Source organism: Flavobacterium quisquiliarum (assembly GCF_019308285.1).
Taxonomy (GTDB): Bacteria; Bacteroidota; Bacteroidia; order Flavobacteriales; family Flavobacteriaceae; genus Flavobacterium; species Flavobacterium quisquiliarum.
In genome coordinates this window covers 148876-166189 of record NZ_WWEM01000012.1, presented here as the reverse complement: position 1 = coordinate 166189, position 17314 = coordinate 148876, and the positions used below count along the sequence as shown (strand labels likewise).

At 33.2% G+C, this 17314-nt stretch carries 13 protein-coding genes; 4 read left to right on the top strand and 9 right to left on the bottom strand.

Features of this window, described 5'->3' with window-relative positions:
- Nucleotides 1-2 precede the first annotated feature (2 nt).
- The gene (locus GSY47_RS04500; protein WP_179003658.1) at nucleotides 3-2384 is read right to left on the bottom strand and encodes an outer membrane beta-barrel family protein; all 2382 of its coding nucleotides are present in this window, start codon (nucleotides 2382-2384) and stop codon (nucleotides 3-5) included.
- Between the two features lie 126 nt (nucleotides 2385-2510).
- Here GSY47_RS04500 and GSY47_RS04495 point away from each other — a divergent pair, with 126 nt between their 5' ends.
- Together GSY47_RS04495 and GSY47_RS04490 are read left to right on the top strand one after the other, a co-directional pair.
- Nucleotides 2511-4157, top strand: coding sequence for a histidine kinase (locus GSY47_RS04495; RefSeq protein WP_246611263.1), 1647 nt, complete (start codon nucleotides 2511-2513; stop codon nucleotides 4155-4157).
- A complete protein-coding gene (locus GSY47_RS04490) occupies nucleotides 4154-4849 on the top strand; it encodes a LytR/AlgR family response regulator transcription factor (protein WP_179003660.1) in 696 nt (231 codons plus the stop codon). The genes GSY47_RS04495 and GSY47_RS04490 overlap by 4 nt, the downstream gene beginning before the upstream one ends.
- A gap of 115 nt (nucleotides 4850-4964) precedes the next feature.
- Here GSY47_RS04490 and GSY47_RS04485 read toward each other — a convergent pair whose 3' ends face one another.
- The 8 genes from GSY47_RS04485 to GSY47_RS04450 all read right to left on the bottom strand — a co-directional run bounded on the left by GSY47_RS04485 (nucleotide 4965) and on the right by GSY47_RS04450 (nucleotide 14589).
- A complete protein-coding gene (locus GSY47_RS04485) occupies nucleotides 4965-5633 on the bottom strand; it encodes a hypothetical protein (protein ID WP_179003661.1) in 669 nt (222 codons plus the stop codon).
- Nucleotides 5634-5801: 168 nt separating this feature from the next.
- A complete protein-coding gene (locus GSY47_RS04480; protein ID WP_219071125.1) occupies nucleotides 5802-8183 on the bottom strand; it encodes a TonB-dependent receptor in 2382 nt (793 codons plus the stop codon).
- Nucleotides 8184-8338: 155 nt separating this feature from the next.
- Nucleotides 8339-9100 (bottom strand): phosphatase PAP2 family protein, encoded by a 762-nt coding sequence (locus GSY47_RS04475; RefSeq protein ID WP_179003663.1) that lies wholly within the window; start codon nucleotides 9098-9100, stop codon nucleotides 8339-8341.
- Nucleotides 9101-9110: 10 nt separating this feature from the next.
- Nucleotides 9111-9452 (bottom strand): helix-turn-helix domain-containing protein, encoded by a 342-nt coding sequence (locus GSY47_RS04470; protein WP_179003664.1) that lies wholly within the window; start codon nucleotides 9450-9452, stop codon nucleotides 9111-9113.
- Between the two features lie 281 nt (nucleotides 9453-9733).
- A complete protein-coding gene (locus tag GSY47_RS04465) occupies nucleotides 9734-12145 on the bottom strand; it encodes a TonB-dependent receptor domain-containing protein (protein ID WP_179003665.1) in 2412 nt (803 codons plus the stop codon).
- Between the two features lie 10 nt (nucleotides 12146-12155).
- Nucleotides 12156-12581 carry a PepSY-like domain-containing protein gene (locus GSY47_RS04460; RefSeq protein WP_179003666.1) on the bottom strand — a complete coding sequence of 142 codons (426 nt, stop codon included), beginning with the start codon at nucleotides 12579-12581 and terminating at the stop codon, nucleotides 12156-12158.
- A 72-nt stretch (nucleotides 12582-12653) separates the two neighbouring features.
- Nucleotides 12654-13919 (bottom strand): sensor histidine kinase, encoded by a 1266-nt coding sequence (locus GSY47_RS04455; RefSeq protein WP_179003667.1) that lies wholly within the window; start codon nucleotides 13917-13919, stop codon nucleotides 12654-12656.
- Complete coding sequence (locus GSY47_RS04450) at nucleotides 13912-14589, bottom strand: response regulator transcription factor (RefSeq protein WP_179003668.1); 678 nt, start codon at nucleotides 14587-14589, stop codon at nucleotides 13912-13914. Before GSY47_RS04450 ends, GSY47_RS04455 begins: the two co-directional genes overlap by 8 nt.
- A 362-nt stretch (nucleotides 14590-14951) precedes the next feature.
- Between GSY47_RS04450 and GSY47_RS04445 the strand changes: the two genes are divergently transcribed.
- Nucleotides 14952-15779, top strand: a complete 828-nt coding sequence (locus GSY47_RS04445; RefSeq protein WP_219071124.1) for a phosphatase PAP2 family protein — start codon at nucleotides 14952-14954, stop codon at nucleotides 15777-15779.
- Nucleotides 15766-17286 (top strand): phosphoethanolamine--lipid A transferase EptA, encoded by a 1521-nt coding sequence (gene eptA, locus GSY47_RS04440; protein ID WP_179003669.1) that lies wholly within the window; start codon nucleotides 15766-15768, stop codon nucleotides 17284-17286. The genes GSY47_RS04445 and eptA overlap by 14 nt, the downstream gene beginning before the upstream one ends.
- The last annotated feature ends 28 nt before the right edge of the window (nucleotides 17287-17314 follow it).

Genomic DNA, 17314 nt, shown 5'->3' with positions numbered 1-17314 from the left:
CATTAATTTCTATTAGCATCTTTAGCCTGTCTGATTACCTTTGGATCAGTCAAATTAAAACGATAAACAAAACTCAAACGGTATCTCGCAGCATTGGGGATAATATTGTTATTAATAACATAATCACTCCCTGTTGTAGTGTTTTTAATCTGACGAAGATTAAAAGCATTTGTAACATCAAAAACAATAGTGGCTTTGTCTTTGAGCAGTAGTTTGCTAAGCCCAAAATCAATAGATTGTAATGCTTCGTTGGTAGTTTGTGCATCACGTTTCGCTCCGAGAAAATTGTAACGTCCTTGAAAACTGAATTTTGAAGGTAGTTTAATTTGTGTACTTAATCTTCCGGTAAGGTTATTACTGCTGTAATCTAGGTCTTTTTCCATATAATTCCCTTTTTGCTTAAAATGATAAAAATTCATTTCAGCATTGATCTGAAGCCATTTTAACGGATTGTACAATGTAGACAATTCGATTCCCCTACGTATTTCGTAATTGATATTAATAGGCATTGTAAGGAAAATATCATCCTGACGAAAGGTAAAATCCTGAATATAATTTTTTTCGTATTGATAATAAACAGAAGGGTTTAAAGTAAATGTTTTCCAAGTTTTAAGAAAAGCCATTTCAAAAGCATCTGTATAAGACGGATTCAAATCGGGATTTCCAATATACTGTGCATTTAAATCTGTGACTTCATTGAAAGGATATAAAGCATATAAGGAAGGACGTCTAATACGTTTGCTGTAATTTACCTGCAAAGTTGAAGCATTTAATTTATAACTCAAGTTAACCGTAGGAAAGAGTTTATTGTATTTTTTTTGTTCATTGTAAGTGTTATTTAGGTCTTTGATTGTAATATCTGTAAACTCCGCTCTAAATCCCAGCATATAACTAAATGCCTTTATTTTGTCACTAAATTGCGTATAAGCACCTGTTATAGTTTCATTGTAATTTAAATCATTATCAATATTTTGATAAATTGCCCAATTATCATCTTGCTGTTCTTCTGCTAAATAATCGCTGGAAACTTTTCTTATTTCCGTTTTTATTCCAAATTCTAAAGTCGAAACGCTGTCAATTGGTTGAATAAAATCACTCTTAGCCAAAAAATCTCTGCTGTTTCCGATTGATCTTGTTCGTATGCCGGGATAAACTACGGGATCAGGAAGAGAACGTTGTGTAGAAAGATCCCATTTTTTATCGCTGTTCCACCAGTCGTATTGAACATCAATAGTCCATTTTTTTGCTTTTTGTTCGAAGGTTCGGGTATAATTAAATTCAAACTGACTGTAATCTCGTTTTTCTAATGATTTTCCGTGTCTTGTTAAAAGGCTGTCAGGAGTAGAACTGTTAGGATTGCTTCTATAATTATAAAATAAATCAGTTTTATCATTATCGTGTGTGGCATTCTTTAAAAAAGCGGCAGTTATGGTTTGATGTTCGTTAATATAATAATCAGCACCCAGATAAAGCAGTTTGCCATCGTCATGGCGGTCTTCATTCTGAACACGGTCCATAAAATTAGCAGTACCATTAGTATTAGTTGATTGGTTGGTGGTATATAAGCCTTCATAATCACTTGAACGTATACTAAAATTTGAAAAAATATTGATTTTATCTGATTTGTAATTAATGCTTGGATTCAAACGACTGTCATTAGGTGAACCTGCTACTAGTCTTACCTGACCGCTGAAACCGCTTTTTTTGTTCTTTTTCAAAATGATATTAATAATACCAGCAGAGCCTGCAGCATCATATCTTGAAGACGGGTTGGTGATAACCTCAATTCGTTCAATCTGATCGGCAGCAATTTGATCAAGCGCATTGTTTTGTGTAAGACCAGATTGTCGTCCATTAATCAATACTAAAACATTATTGTTGCCACGAAGGCTTATTGCTCCAGCTGGACTGACAGCAACAGATGGAACACCATTTAAAACATCGTGAGCAGAGCCATTTTGCGAGAGTATATCTTTGCCAACTTCAAAAACTTTTTTATCCAGTTTTAGGCTGATGTTGGATTTTTCGCTGGTAATTTCTACTGCTTTTAATTGTACAGCATCGGGAATTAAATCAATTGTTCCGAGTTCTATTTTTGATTTTTCTGATGTAATTTCCAATGTTCGAGTATAATTTTGATAGCCTGTGTAACTCAATAAGATTGTTATGGTATTTGTTAGATTTGCTTCCAAACGTAATAAACCATTATTATCAGTGATGCCAGTAATGATTGTTTTTGACGCGTTATCTTGGATTGTCACCGTTGCATAGGGCAATGCTTCTTTTGTGGCATTGTCCCTTACTTTACCAGAAATAACGGTTTGCTGGGCAATGCCAAAATGGGGTATAAATAAAATTAAAATACTGATTATTAACTGTTTCATTTTTTGATTGATTTTGCAGTACAAGATTAAAGGATAAAATCAAATAGAGTTTCTGAAAACATGTGAACGGCTCTATAGACTTCTCAAATGCATTTCTCAATTCAATATTTATTTTATCTTTATCTTATGTATAAATCACTGTTTTCTATCGTTTTATTTCTGCTGTTGTTTGCCTCATGTAAACATTATAACGAGTATGTTAAATCTGATGTAGCTTATGATGTCGATTACGATCATCAGCTGTATGAAAAGAATAAAGCAGATAGTTCTTCTTTTAAATTTGAAACGGAAATTGAAATACTAAAACGCGAAAATGAATCCGAATCATTAGGACTTCAGGTTAATGCTTTTGGTGCTTTTGATGTGTACTGGGACGGTATTTTTGTTGGAAGAAATGGTCAAATGACAAAATCAGGCCTAGCAGAAATACCTGGAACAGAAACAACCTATTATCAAATCCCTGAGAAATTCTCAAACATTGGAAAACATATTATCACTATAATAGGCACAAGACATTATTGTCGAGATGCTGAGCGGGATATACACGTAAAGCTTAAAAGTTACTTATTACTTCATCGTTCGCCACTCATTGTAAATTCTTTTATGAATCTTATGGCTGGTGCTTTCTTGATTGCAGCAGTATATTATTTTTTCCTTTATTTAAATAGCTCACGGAAAGAATTGTCAGTGTTGCTTTTCGGAATAATCTGTCTGCTTTTCTTCTGTTTGCTTATATTGGAATATGTAAAATATTATGTGATTATTCCTTACAACCAGTTTTATACCCGTCTAAAAATTATTGGATGGCTGACTTTTGTTGTTTCAATTCTCGTACCGTGGTATTTTATGCTTCAGTTTGAGTTTAAAAGAAAGAGATTATTTTTACTTCTTTTATTTATCACACTTGTAACAATCTATATTGTTTATTATGGTCAGTTTGATTTATCTGCTGCCTATTTTACGATAGCTGCCCGCTTTTTTTCTATTGTGATCGCTTTAGAAGCTGTGTTTCGGAAAGTCAAAGGAGGAATTATAGTGGCAGTAGGATTATTGGCCGGTGTAGCAGTCAATTATTTTATGTTTTATGATTTCGGATTGTTTATTGCTTTTACCATTTTAGTTTTATGCATGCTTTATTTGCACACTATACGCACAAAAGCAATTGAAGAAGCTCATAATGCATCATTACTGCTTTCGTCAAGATTACAATTGCAATTGATTAAGAAAAATATTCAACCTCATTTTCTTCGAAATACTCTGACTTCACTGATAGACTGGATAGAAGAATCGCCTAAAGACGGTGTTGTTTTTATTCGTGCTCTAGCAGAAGAATTTGATATTATGAATGATATTGCAGAAGACACACTGATACCAATAAGACAGGAAATTGATTTGTGCCGAAGACATTTAGAAGTAATGTCTTTTCGTAAAGAAATTTGTTATGAATGGAAAGACGAAGGAATTGATGAAGATGAAACAATTCCTCCGGCTGTTCTTCATACCATTATTGAAAACGGAATTACCCACAGTCTTCCTCCAAAAGAAGGATGTATTGTTTTCTCTTTAAGTTTTACCAAAGAAAAAAACTTCAACAAATATACATTACTGACATTGGCCGAAAATCGATTAACTAAAAACAATAAAACAAAAGGGACTGGTTTTAAGTATATTAAAGCGAGATTAACGGAAAGTTATGGTGAAAATTGGTCTTTCGATTCTCATTCTGTAGCAAAAGGATGGGAAACAACCATTAAAATTTTTAACAAAAAATGAAAATATTAATAATTGAAGACGAAGCCCGTATCGCGAAAAGAATCGAAAGAATGACTTGTGATTTCTTTGATAAAGATGTGCAGATTCTTCTTTCTGATTCACTGGAAACCGGATTAGATACGATTGAAAAACATTCGATTGATCTTCTTCTACTGGACTTAAATCTAAATGGAGAAGATGGATTTGAGATTCTGCAGACTTTTGTTGCTGGCCCGTTTCAGACTATTATTATTTCAGCTTACACAGATAAAGCTATTACAGCGTTCAATTATGGCGTACTAGATTTTGTGCCCAAACCTTTTGATGAACATAGATTGGCTCAAGCTTTTACTCGTTATACTTCATCGGGAAAACAATTTGGCGGAGATGTTCGTTTTTTGGCGGTTAGAAAAGCAAAAACATTTCGTCTTATTCCTATTAACGAAATTCGATATATTAAAGGAGCTGGAATTTATACCGAATTACATTTATCAAATGATAAAATAGAACTACACGATAAATCACTTGAAGCCTTAGAAAAACTGCTTCCTGAAACATTCGAAAGAATTCATAAATCCTATATTCTCTGTTGGGATCAGGCTGATAAAATTGTTGTAGAAGCAGGAGGGAAGTATAGCATGCAATTAAAAAACGGAGAACTACTGCCTATTGGGCGTTCTAAGTATAAAGAAATTAAAAATAAGTTGTTTTAATAGTTTAGAAACCTCTGTCTATTATAAAATAAAACGCTTAAAAATGGTCTTTTATAAAAGAATATTTTGAGCGTTTTATTTATGATTGTGTTATAATAAATATGATTACAAATGTTTATTGATGTAAAAAATAATAATTACAACGATGGCGTTTACTACTATATTTTGCATCTTTATAATTGCCGGAAACAGGTTCTGTCCAATCTTGTCTAATGATGTATAATCCTTTCATTGTAGGATAAAATACAGCTTCTCCTTCTTTGTTTAATAAAAGTTCTTTTTCCCAGTTTTCAGGATTAAAAACACGAAGTTTGGTTCCTGCTTTTGAAGGTTTTCCATCCAAAAATGCTTTTACTGTAACTTTTCCATTTTCAAAAAGAGAAATCAGATCCAGTTTCTGTACGGGAACATTATCAGAGACAATTCCGTTGCCAATAATATAGGCAGCTGTTATATAATCTATTGGCAGAACATTTTCGCCACCCGAAGCAGAACGATCTACAACAGGATGTTTATCGTTAATTCCGATAATTCGATATTGACCTTCACTTTTTGGACTAAAAGACGTAGACCAGCAGTCTTTCTGAAGGGTAAGATTTAGGTTTTGTTTTGTCCCATCAGGCTTTAGGATATAAATCAAAAAATCTCCTGCAAGTTTTAGTTCTTTTCCCGTATCTCTATGTCTTATGCCATATTCGTCCATACTGCCGTAACACAATTCAATTGTTACAGGAGTATTAATTTTGTTACTGCCTTTTACATCAATCCAATAGGCGCTCGCCATTACTTTTGGACTAAAAAGATACAGGCAGAAAAAACAAAACTTTATTAAAAATATATTTTTCATCTAAAAGAAAACGGTTTAAATAGACTTAGGTAATTTTTATTCTTTTATAAGGAAAAAGACTGCTCATAAGAACAGTCTTTAGTATAACTCGTTATTAAGTAGTAATTAGAACTTTAAAGCAAAACTACCTAAGAATTGTGCTGGAGCCTGAGGAGTAAGTCTCACATTCCAAGCTTTTTCACTGGTAAGATTGTTCACTTTAAAACTAATTCTGTATTTAGGCTGATCATAATACAAAGCAGCATCTAAAATAGTGTATTCTGGAATGGTAACTTTAGTAGTCTGTGTGTTTACAACATAAGACATGCTTCCGTAATTAGCACCAAAACCAGCTCCTAATCCCTGAAATTTCCCTTCAGGCAAACGATAACTCAACCATAAGTTTACAGTATTAGCAGGACCCGAAAGAGCAGGACGTAAACCATTAACTGATGTATCGGCTTTGGTGTATTTACTATCATTATAAGCATATCCTGCAATAATGTTTAAACCGTCAATTGGGTTAGCCGTAAATTCAGCTTCAAAACCTTTGCTCTGCTGTGTTCCATCTTGGATCGAATAATTTGCATCATTTGGATCTTGTCTAAGCGAGTTTTGTACTTTAATATCATAATAACTGATAGTTCCCACTAAACGATGGTTGAAAACATCACCTTTAACACCAAATTCTACCTGGTTCGCTTCTTCAGGTTTGAAAGCGGTTCCGTCAAGAGCCTGTCCACTTTTATTTAAAAATCCGTTCATGTAATTAGAAAAAACAGATAAGTGGTCTTTGCTGATTTCATAAACAGCACCAAATTTTGGAGAAAGTGAAGTCTGATTATAAGGTCCCGCAGAAGTACCGTTTGCACCAAGTCCACCCGCAGTAACTCCAGTAGCGATATTATAAACACCTAAATATTCATAACGATCTACACGAAGACTTGCCATTGCTGATAATCTATCGGTTACATTAAAAACATCCGATACATAGACAGCATACGTATTGTCTCTGTTTTTTTCTTTACGCAATGTTCCGCTTCCTGATTCTGCGAGGTTATCTACCATTTGTTTGTTAGCACCAGAATTAGCCGGAGGGTTTATAAAATCAAATGTAGGCGTATTGATTGTCAAACGGTCAAAATCATTGTAATTATTGTAATAATCTAAACCAGCTACTATTCGGTTTCTAAATTGACCAATTTTAAAGTCACCAATAAAATTCTGCTGAATATCAGTTGCAATAAAATTGGTATTTCCAGTAATAACCTGAACTCTGGCTGTTGTATCACTTAAAGCATTAATTGCAGTAATATAGCCATCAATAGTCGATCTAGCTCTTGAAACAATAGTCTGTGAAGTCCATTCTTCTGATATTTTGTAATTGATCTGCGCAAAAATATTCAGCATCTGTGTATTGTAAACCAAATCGTTACTCATAAAAGTTCTTTCGTAGGGAAAAGCAATACCTACAATAGATCTTGTGGTATTGCTTCTGTTGAAAGGATTAAAACGAACTACAGAAGTACCTTTTTCCTGTCCAAATTCTACATCCAATAAAAGAGAAAGTCTGTCTGTAATCTGATAAGAAAAACTAGGAGCAATACTGATATTTTTAGTAAAACCAAGATCCTGAAAACTTTTCTGCTGTGTCGTAGCTCCGTTAAGTCGGAACAAAGCCGTTTTATCTTCATTTACTGGTGTGTTTACGTCAACTACAAGACGGTTAAAATTGTAACTTCCTCCGGTAAAAGATACTTCAGCGCCAAAATCATTATAAGGCTTTTTGGTTACACGGTTATAAACACCTCCATAACTACTGGCTACACTGGCACCAAATAACGTTGCAGATGGTCCTTTGATCGCTTCGATACGCTCTAAATTTGCTGGATCAATAGAAGAGAATGCCGCTCCAGCAACACCATTTCGTGCATTTGGTTCTGTTTCAAAACCACGTGAGCGGAAAGTAACACGTCCCTGATTGGCAATCATTGGAATACCAGCACCTGGTACATTTTTAGAAATACTTCCAAGATCAACAGCAGACTGTTCCATAATTACCTCTTTAGATACGGTATTATAAACCTGTGGATTTTCAAGGTTTTTCAATGGCAAACGAGCAACATACTTACTTTCCTTTTTAGAAAAGCGGTTTACAGAACCAGAAACCGTAACTTCCTGCAATGCCATAACATTTTCTTTAGGAAGCTGATAATCTACAACAGCAGTTTCTCCTGAATTTACAGTGGTTTGAATTTCTTTTTCGGCAGTTCCTAATGCCTGAATTTTGATTGTATAATTTCCAGCTGGAATATTTTTAAAGCTGTAGTTACCTTGTTCGTCTGTTAGAGTAGATCGGTTTAATTCGATTAAGGAAACTGAAGTAGACGCAAACGGCTGACCGTCAACTAATTTAATCTGTCCAGTAATAGTTCCTGTTGACTGGGCATAAACAGTAGTGATGCTCACTAGAAAAAAGACTAGAAAACATTTAAAAATTCGATACATAAATTAAAATTTTACGTGGATTATATTTGTCACGCAAAAGTAATTTATTATTTATATTTAATCTTAATAAGAATGTTATGTTTTAAGGAAATCTTAAGGAAACTTAGGTTTTGACTCTTTTTATTAGGAAAATAGGTCTAAAAACGGACTGTTTATTAAAATGTTTTTAAGAAACAGACTCTAAATTCTTTTCCATCATAAATGGGCGAAATAAAAGAAGTCGATTTACTTTCTTTAGTACCAAATAGTTTTCGGGTAAGATACGGATTAAGCCAATAAGCGGCCTTCGTACTCAAAATACCAATTCCGGCTCCGGCAGCAACATCGGTTAACCAGTGTCTGTTGTTATACATTCTGAAAATTCCTGTTCCTGCAGCAACAGCATAACCGGCAACTCCATACCAGATCGATTTGTCTTTGTATTCCTGATAAAGAAATTCTGCTCCAGCAAAAGCAACAGCGGTATGACCCGAAGGAAAAGAATCGTCTGAACTGCCGTCGGGTCTTTCTATATGGGTTATGGATTTTAATGAAAAAACAGTAGTCGTCATGATGATAAGAGAAGTGCCAAGAATAACAGAACGGTCTCTCATGCTATTTTTGCCTTTTACGCCAAAAGCATTTAAGGCATAAACCGAAAGGGCAGGGACGTATCTTGAAAAATCATCAATGGTAACTTTGCGGTCTATATTTTCGGTAAGTTCTTCTCGAATCTGAAAATTAAAACTTTTGATTTGTCCGCTCTCTATTCCCCAGAATCCATAACCAATCAAGATTCCGGGAATAATGAGCTGCTTGTAGTTGAATTTGATATTTTGAACAGTATCAATAATGATGCTGTCTTTTACAGTTAAATTTTGTGACACTGCATTGAAAAAGACCAGATTCACCAAAACTAAAAAACCGATTTTCTTCATTACGGTATTTTTATTTATTAGTTTTTTTATTTTTCAATTTACGAATTTCTTCTTTAAGGGCCTCATTTTCTTTTCTTAGCGATTCAATTTCCTGAAGCAATTCGGGCGGAATAACAGTATTGCGCTTTATCATGTTTCCAGACTGCATACTATTATGAGGACTGTTTTCATAGATTTCATATTTGTCCACTTCTAAAACCTCGGCTATTTTGTCCCATTCCGCAGACGTGATACTGGTAAGTCCTCGTTCTTTTCGGCTGTATGTTGGCTGTGTCATATTAACAAGAACTGCCATTGCATCCTGCCTGATTTTACGCTTCAAGCGCATTTCGATAAGTTTTACCTTTTTCAATGGTGTTTTAATATTTGAAAAACTCGTGAAAATTAAATCTCAATTCTGAATTAATTCTGAATTTTTACTTTATGGAAATTAAAATTATGCTTGTAGAGCAAAAAAAAAATAATTTTAAACATATAGAAACATAGATTTTTCTGTTTTTATAAAAAAGATAAAAGAAGAAGCTAGCTTCCAAACATAGTCCCGAAGAATCGGGATAAATTGATGCAAGTGAAACGCCTTTTTTAGATTTTCAATATTTATGATTCTATGTGTTTAAAAAATCTTCCAACAGATTAAAATTTATAACTGTAACCAAATCGAACAACCTGTGTTTCGTAATAATCTTTACTGTTGTAGCTAAAATTTACACCGTCTATTTTTTTCTGAATCACCAGTGTATTAAAAATATCGGTTGCATTTACAAAAACTTCGCCTTTACCTTTTTGTACTGTTTTTTTAAGTCCCAAATCAACAGAAAATCTAGAATCAATTCTTCCTTGTGGAATAATATCTGGTGCCAGATATACAGCTGAAATTTGTCCTTTTAAGGTTTTATCTAACTGCAAAGTATTATTCCATTTTAAATTCCCTGAAACCATCTGCTGGCGGTCTCCATGATACACACTTGGAACAGGATAGAGGTTAGTTACCGTAAAAGCATCAATTGTATTTTGATACAGATTTCCGTTTAAATTAAAAGAATACCACGAAGTCACTTCCTGTGAATATACAGCTTCAATTCCGACAGAAGAACTTTTATCGGCATTCTGAAATACATTATAAATTAAAGTACTTCCCGGAACTGTGGTGGCGATACGTGAAATAGTTCCGTTTATGATTCTGTAATAAACCGAAGACGTAAAATATCCTTTTGACATTGTTTTTTTATATCCCGCTTCAAAAGCGCTGGTAAACTGCGGACGCAAAGCCGGATTCCCGACTTTTATGATCTCAGCATCATCATATTTAGGAAAAATACGAATGTCAACTTCTGCGGGTCTGTCGACTCTTCGGTTATAAAATAAGGTAAGTTTGTTTTTATCATCTATTTTGTATCCAAAACGAAGATTCGGAAAAGGTTCTGTATAATTGTAACCGTCGCTTTTGTAAGTTGGATGATCCGGATTAACATCATATTGGAGACTTACATATTCTAAACGAAGACCAAGTTCGGCTTCAATTTTATCGGTTTCATAAATATAATTGGAGTATAACGCAGGAATAATTTCTTCATACTCCGCCCATCCTCCGGCATTGGCATCAATAGGGGAGTTCTCCCCTGGAAAGAATTGCATATTGGTTGGAATTTCTCGGGTTCTGAATTTAAAACCGGTTTCAAAACGACCGTATTTTAAAGGTTTGATATAATCCAGATTAATATCGATTACCTTTTCATCAGAAAGCAGTTTGAAAGAATCTTGTCCGACAGAATTAGGCAGTGTGTTGGTAAAGAAATACTTTTCATCTTCCCGATGATACGTATAATTAATACCAGCATTTAATTTATGTCCGGGCTGTTTGAATTTATGTTCGTAAGAAGCGCTGGCCATTACAGTTGTTTTTAATTCATCTTCCAAAAAGGACCAAAGACGCAGACGTTGTGAATAATCCTGATTAAAAAACGGTTCATCACCATTGTCTATGATTTTTTCGCTTCCAAAAAGGGCAGAAAAAGAAAAACTGTTCTGTTCGTTATAATTCCAGTCTATTCCAGATTTTAGCGTGGTAAAATGCGTATCACGATTTCTAACAGTTTGCTGCTTGATAATGGTTCCATCATCGTAAGTTCGCGTTACAAATTCATTTTTGTTAAGCGTTTCGGTGTATAAATAATCAGCCTGAATATAAGCGTTTATTTTTTCCTTTCGATAATTTAGGGACAATGACGGATTCATTTTTGGCGTCATTTGATACTGCGGACGAATAGATGGAAGGTTAGATTTTCGTTCCCACAATGCGCCATAACCGGAACTTATTCCAACCTTACCATTTAATCCTTCTTGTTTGTTTTTTTTATAAATAATATTAATAATACCGGCATTTCCGTTAGCATCAAATTTAGCTGAGGGATTATTGATAATCTCAATTCGCTCAATAGCCGAAGCAGGAATATTATCCAAACCCGATTGATTTCCGAAACCCGTCAAAGCAGTTTGTTTTTCATCAATCAAAACCATGACTTTGTCGTTGCCTCGAAGCTGTACTTTTCCTTCATGAAGTGTTACTCCGGGAAGATTCTGCATAGACTGAAGTACAGATCCTCCGCTTTGCGCAATATTATCGGCTACAGAAAATACTTTTTTATCCATTTTACTGCTGATCTCAGAAGGTTTTGAAGTTACGACTACTTCAGATAAAGCATTAATATCTTCTTCTAGATCGATAGTATTTAGATCTAAGAAATCGGAAAGTGTTCCTACGAAAAGTTTCTGAGATTTGGTTTTGTAACCTGTAGAGCTGATTTCAACCGTATAATTTCCTGATGGTACCGCAGGAATATTAAAACGGCCTTCTTCGTTGGTTACGGTGCCGGAAAGCATTTTTTGATCTTTTGCCGTTTTGATCACGACATTAATAAACGGTAACGGAATTTGTGAAGTTTTGTCTTTAATTATTCCTGAGATTGTGGCTGTATTGTGCTGTGCCGTGACATTGTAAATTTTCATTATCAGTAACGACAGTATTAAAAATATCTTTAATTTCATTGTATGGGATTTAATCTGCTATGCTTTTAATATAAGTTCCTTGTTTGTCAAAAATTAAATCAATAGAAGTGACCTGTGCTTCAAAAGTTATAGTTCCTTTGGCATCAGTTATAATTGCAGCTTCTTTGATTTTTTTGTTAGGGTAATTTTTTTGGACGTAAGCCAAAGCTTTCGCAGGTAGTTTTTTAACGCTGATTTCTTCTTCAGTTTCCAGAATGTTTCCGTTGGAATCTAAAAGCATCGCACGTTCTGTTTTGCCAGTTTTAAAACTAGCTTCGTAATTTTCTTTTTCCTTTTCCCATTTTACATTGGTCTGATCAGGATTGGAAAGTAAAAAGGTCGATTTTACAATATTAGGAACTTCTTTTTCGCTTACTTTTTGTGCAGTAACAAAGCAGGAAAAAAATACCAGAAATATTAAGATTGTATTTTTCATGGGTACTATTTTTTTAATGAATTAAAAACCTAGTACAAATTTGAAACACGAATCTGTAGGAAGTCTGAATTTTTAGAACCTGACGCTGAAAATATGCAGATTATTCTCGAAATTATACTGAACCTCCCATTGGTTGAGTTCTGCAATTTTTTTTATAATGGCCAAACCAAGTCCATTTCCTTGTGAAGACGGATTGCTTTTGGAGAATCGATTAAAAAGTTTATCAATATTGAGAAGTGTTTTTCCTCCAGTGTTTAAAAACTGCAATTCATTCTCCAAAGTCCGGATAATGACTTTTCCGTTCTTTTCATTATGACGGATTGCATTCAGAAACAAATTATTGATTAATACTTCGGTCAGAGCGGGATTGCCTTTTATTTGAAGTTCTAAGGTAAATTCAGTTATTATACTCAGTTTTTTGGAAACAGCCTGTTCTGTAAAAAAATCCAGATGTTTATTGATATAATCATTTATAACAATATCATTTTTTTCAAAATAGATTTCATTATCAATTTTAGAAAGCAGTAATAAGTTTTTGTTAAGTCGGTTTAGTCTTGAAACATCGGTGCTTAAAGAACCTACAAGATTAGATTGTTCTTCATTAAGTCCAAGCTGTGATAAAGTATCTATTTTGGTTTGAAATAAAGCTAAAGGCGTTTGTAATTCATGTGCCGCATTTTCTACAAATTCTCTTTGATTTTTATAGATTTCCCTGTTTTTTTCTGTGAGTAATAAAAGACTTTTGTTGAGTCGGTCAAACTCATCAATGTTGGTTTCAGGAAACTGCGGTGTTTTGTTTTTATCAATTTCAAAATCATGAATCTGATGGAGTGTATTATAAAAAGGTTGCCATAATTTAACGGAAGTTCTTTTGGAAAGCCATATAATCCCAATCAGCAGAATAATAATGATAAACAGAAACATAAAGGCTACACTGTAAACCATTCCTTCCATTTCCAGCAGATTGATTTTTTCAGTATAAGTATATCTTTTTCCGTTGATGTCGACTGGAGCATAAATCAGGTAAAAAGGTTCCATTTCTTGTGCAGTTTCATCAAACATCATTTTACCTACTATAGAATCTTTGGTAACGCCCATATCAGGAACAATTACAACATCCCGGTTGTATTTGTTCCATAGTTTTATATCTGCTTCAGTAAAATTTTTACGGCTTTCTTTAAGGAATTCTCCTTTATGCATAAGGAGTACTTCTTCGGTTTCATAGACATACAGCCACTGACTCACAAAGTAAAATGCCGGAGCAGAAACCAGAAGAATAATCACCGCATAAATTAGGAAACTTTGGGTGGTTTTATGAAGTAGTTTTTTTTTATTCATTTTCCCATTTATAGCCAAGACCGTAGACTGTTTTGATGTAGTCACTTCCGCCGGCCTGATGAATTTTCTTTTTTAAGTTTTTGATATGAGCATAAATAAAATCATGATTATCGAGCATATCAGCCATATCGCCCGAAAGATGTTCGGCAATGGTTCCTTTAGAAAGTACTTTATCTTCATTGCCTATTAAAAAAAGAAGCAGATCCAGTTCTTTTTTGGTCAGATCCAATTTTTGATCATGAACTGTAACCGATTTCGAAAAGATATCAATTTTAATTTCATTAAAAACAACATTATTGTTTCCCTTGAAATTTTTACGTCTTATAAGTGCCTGCATGCGTACCAACAGTTCTGCAAGATGAAAGGGTTTGGTAAGATAATCATCGGCACCCAGATTAAATCCTTCAATTCGGGTTTCCAGATTTTCTTTGGCAGAAATGATAATGACACCTTCTGTTTTGTTTTTTCTTTTAAGTTCTTTTAAAATATCAAAACCATCGCCATCAGGAAGCATAAGATCCAAAAGGATACAATCATAATCATAATTGTCAATTTTGTTCAATGCCTGTTTATAGTTTTTGGCCGTTTCGCACTGAACGCCATTGTCCTTAAAATAATTCTTGATGCTTAGAGCAATCTCCTGCTCATCTTCTATAATTAAAATTTTCATCCCGCAATTTTACAAATGAATTTTGAATAAAAACTGAATATTAAATATAAGTAAAAAATGTGCAAATTCTAAATTTCTTCCAAATTGACCAATTCCTTTGAACTGTTTTTTAAAATAAACAGGATTAGCGAAACGAGATTTTAGATACAAATAAAATTAAGCATGTCCAGAGTAAGGTTCAAAATATCCTATAGTATTATAAATAAAACTTTTACAAGGCTTTTATGGAACAGTAAATTTAAAAATTTGCAGAAAATTTCAGCGACTGAAATTTTCTTTTAAAAAATATATAGTAAAAACACAAATTCTAAATTTCTTCTAAATTGACCAATTCCTTTGAGCTGTTTTTTAAAATAAACAGAATGAATTCCAATGTCATTTATAATTATTCAAGACTCAGATTTATTTTATTTTTTCTGCCTCTGCTTCTTTTAGTAATTATTGCTTTATTGTTATACAATCAGAATGCTTTACGTGTACCTGAATATATCGAAATTCAAAAGAAAGCTTTCTTTTTTATAAATTATCATTTAGGGCACTATCCGAAACTCCAGTATAATTTAACCCAATTTGGAGATGCACTTATCTTTTTATCATTTCTGAGTATTCTGATTCTTTATGCGCCAAAAATCTGGGAATGTTTATTTTCAGGCCTTTTGATTTCGCTGTTATTTTCTTGTTCTTTAAAAAATATATTTGCAGTTCCAAGACCGGCTGTGACATTCAATAACGATAGTTTCTACATCATCGGAAAAGCTGTTTGCGGGCATAACAGTTTACCTTCCGGACATTCTATAACCATTTTTACAGTATTGACCGTTTTATTGTTTGCCTTTATGCCAAAAAAAATAAAATTTAAAATTCCATGGATTTCTTCAATTCTTATTATCGGATTAATTCTGGCTTTTACAAGAGTGGCAGTAGGAGCACATTATCCAATTGATGTTATTGTAGGAAGTATTATAGGGTATATCTCAGGACTTCTCGGTATTTTTATCAGCCGAAAATATAAAATCTGGAACTGGATTAATAATGTAAAATACTATCCCGTTTTGATTGTGTTGTTTTTAATCTGCGTTATTCTTTTAATCTGCAGATTACTTAATGAAAATCTGTTAATTTATTATTACGCATTTATTAGTTTAACCATTTCATTGTATAAAATTATTCAAGCTTATGTTAAAAGGTAATTTAAAACTAACTCATTTTGTTTTGTTAATGAGTTTTTTGAATTTTTTGTTCTTTCATTTACCATTTTTCAGTTTTGTTTTTGGGAATGTTGATTATAAGAGTTTCAGCGGTATAATTTTAGTATTTAGTTTAATAATTGTAATGCTGGTGGCAAATGCTTTTGTTTTCTACCTAATCTTTTTTATCTCGCGTTTTGTTGGAAAGTTTTTACTTGTTCTATTTTTTCTCATTAATTCAGTAGCTGTTTATTTTATTAATACTTATAGTGTAATTATAGATGAAAGCATGATCGGTAATATTTTGAATACCAATTATGAAGAATCTAGCAGTTTCTTTTCTTTCAAATTAGTTTTGTATGTAATACTTTTTGGAATATTGCCTAGTATTTATATAATTAAAGCAAAGATAATTAAGGAACCACTGAAGAAATTTTTAACCATTTCTTCTCTCAGTTTATTGTTTATTGTTGTTGTGGCATTTGCCAATGCAAGTAATTGGTTGTGGATCGATAAAAATTCAAAACGTTTGGGTGGACTTGCTATGCCGTGGTCTTATTCAGTAAACATTTCTCTTTTTTATATTCATCAATACAAAAAAAATGAAAAAGAAATTCTGCTGCCCAAGGCTGTAATACAAGATCATGTAAAATCTGTCGTGGTTTTAGTTATTGGAGAATCAGCTAGGAGCCAAAACTTTTCGCTTTACGGTTATCCAAAAAACACCAATCCGCTTCTTTCTAAAACAAAGAATGTATTTCATTTTAATGCTTCCTCTTGCGCGACATATACTACAGCTGGAGTAAAATGTATTTTAGAACACAAAGATTCTAATGATTTATACGAAATTCTACCAAACTATCTATATAGAAATAATGTAGAAGTTATTTGGAGAACCTCAAATTGGGGAGAACCTCCAGTTCATATCGAAAAATACCAAAACCGAGATGTTCTAAAAAAGGATTGTAAAGGAGAAAAATGTGATTACGATGAAGTTCTTCTGACAGGATTAAAAGAGCAAATTTTAGAAAGCAAAAAAGATAAAATATTGATTGTACTGCATACTAGTACAAGCCACGGTCCAACTTACAGCAAGAAATATCCGCCGAGATTTGAAACTTTTAAGCCTGTTTGTAATAGTGTTGAACTTGGAAAGTGTTCTCAAAATGAACTTATAAATGCTTATGATAATACAATAGTCTACACTGATTATATTTTATCTACTATAATTGAAGATTTGAAAGAACTCAAAGATTATAAAAGCACTATGATTTTTGTTTCGGATCATGGAGAATCTTTGGGAGAAAAAAATCTTTATATGCATGGAGTACCTATGAGTTTTGCGCCTAAAGAACAATATGAGATTCCTTTTATAGTATGGGTTTCAGATGGTTCTAAACAGCTTAAACCTAATGCAGCAGTGTCACAAAATCATGTTTTTCATAGCGTCCTAAATTTTTTAAATATCAAAAGTCCTGTTTATAATGAAGGGATGAATATCTATAAATAGTGCGTTGAACTAATTTTGATTGGTGAGA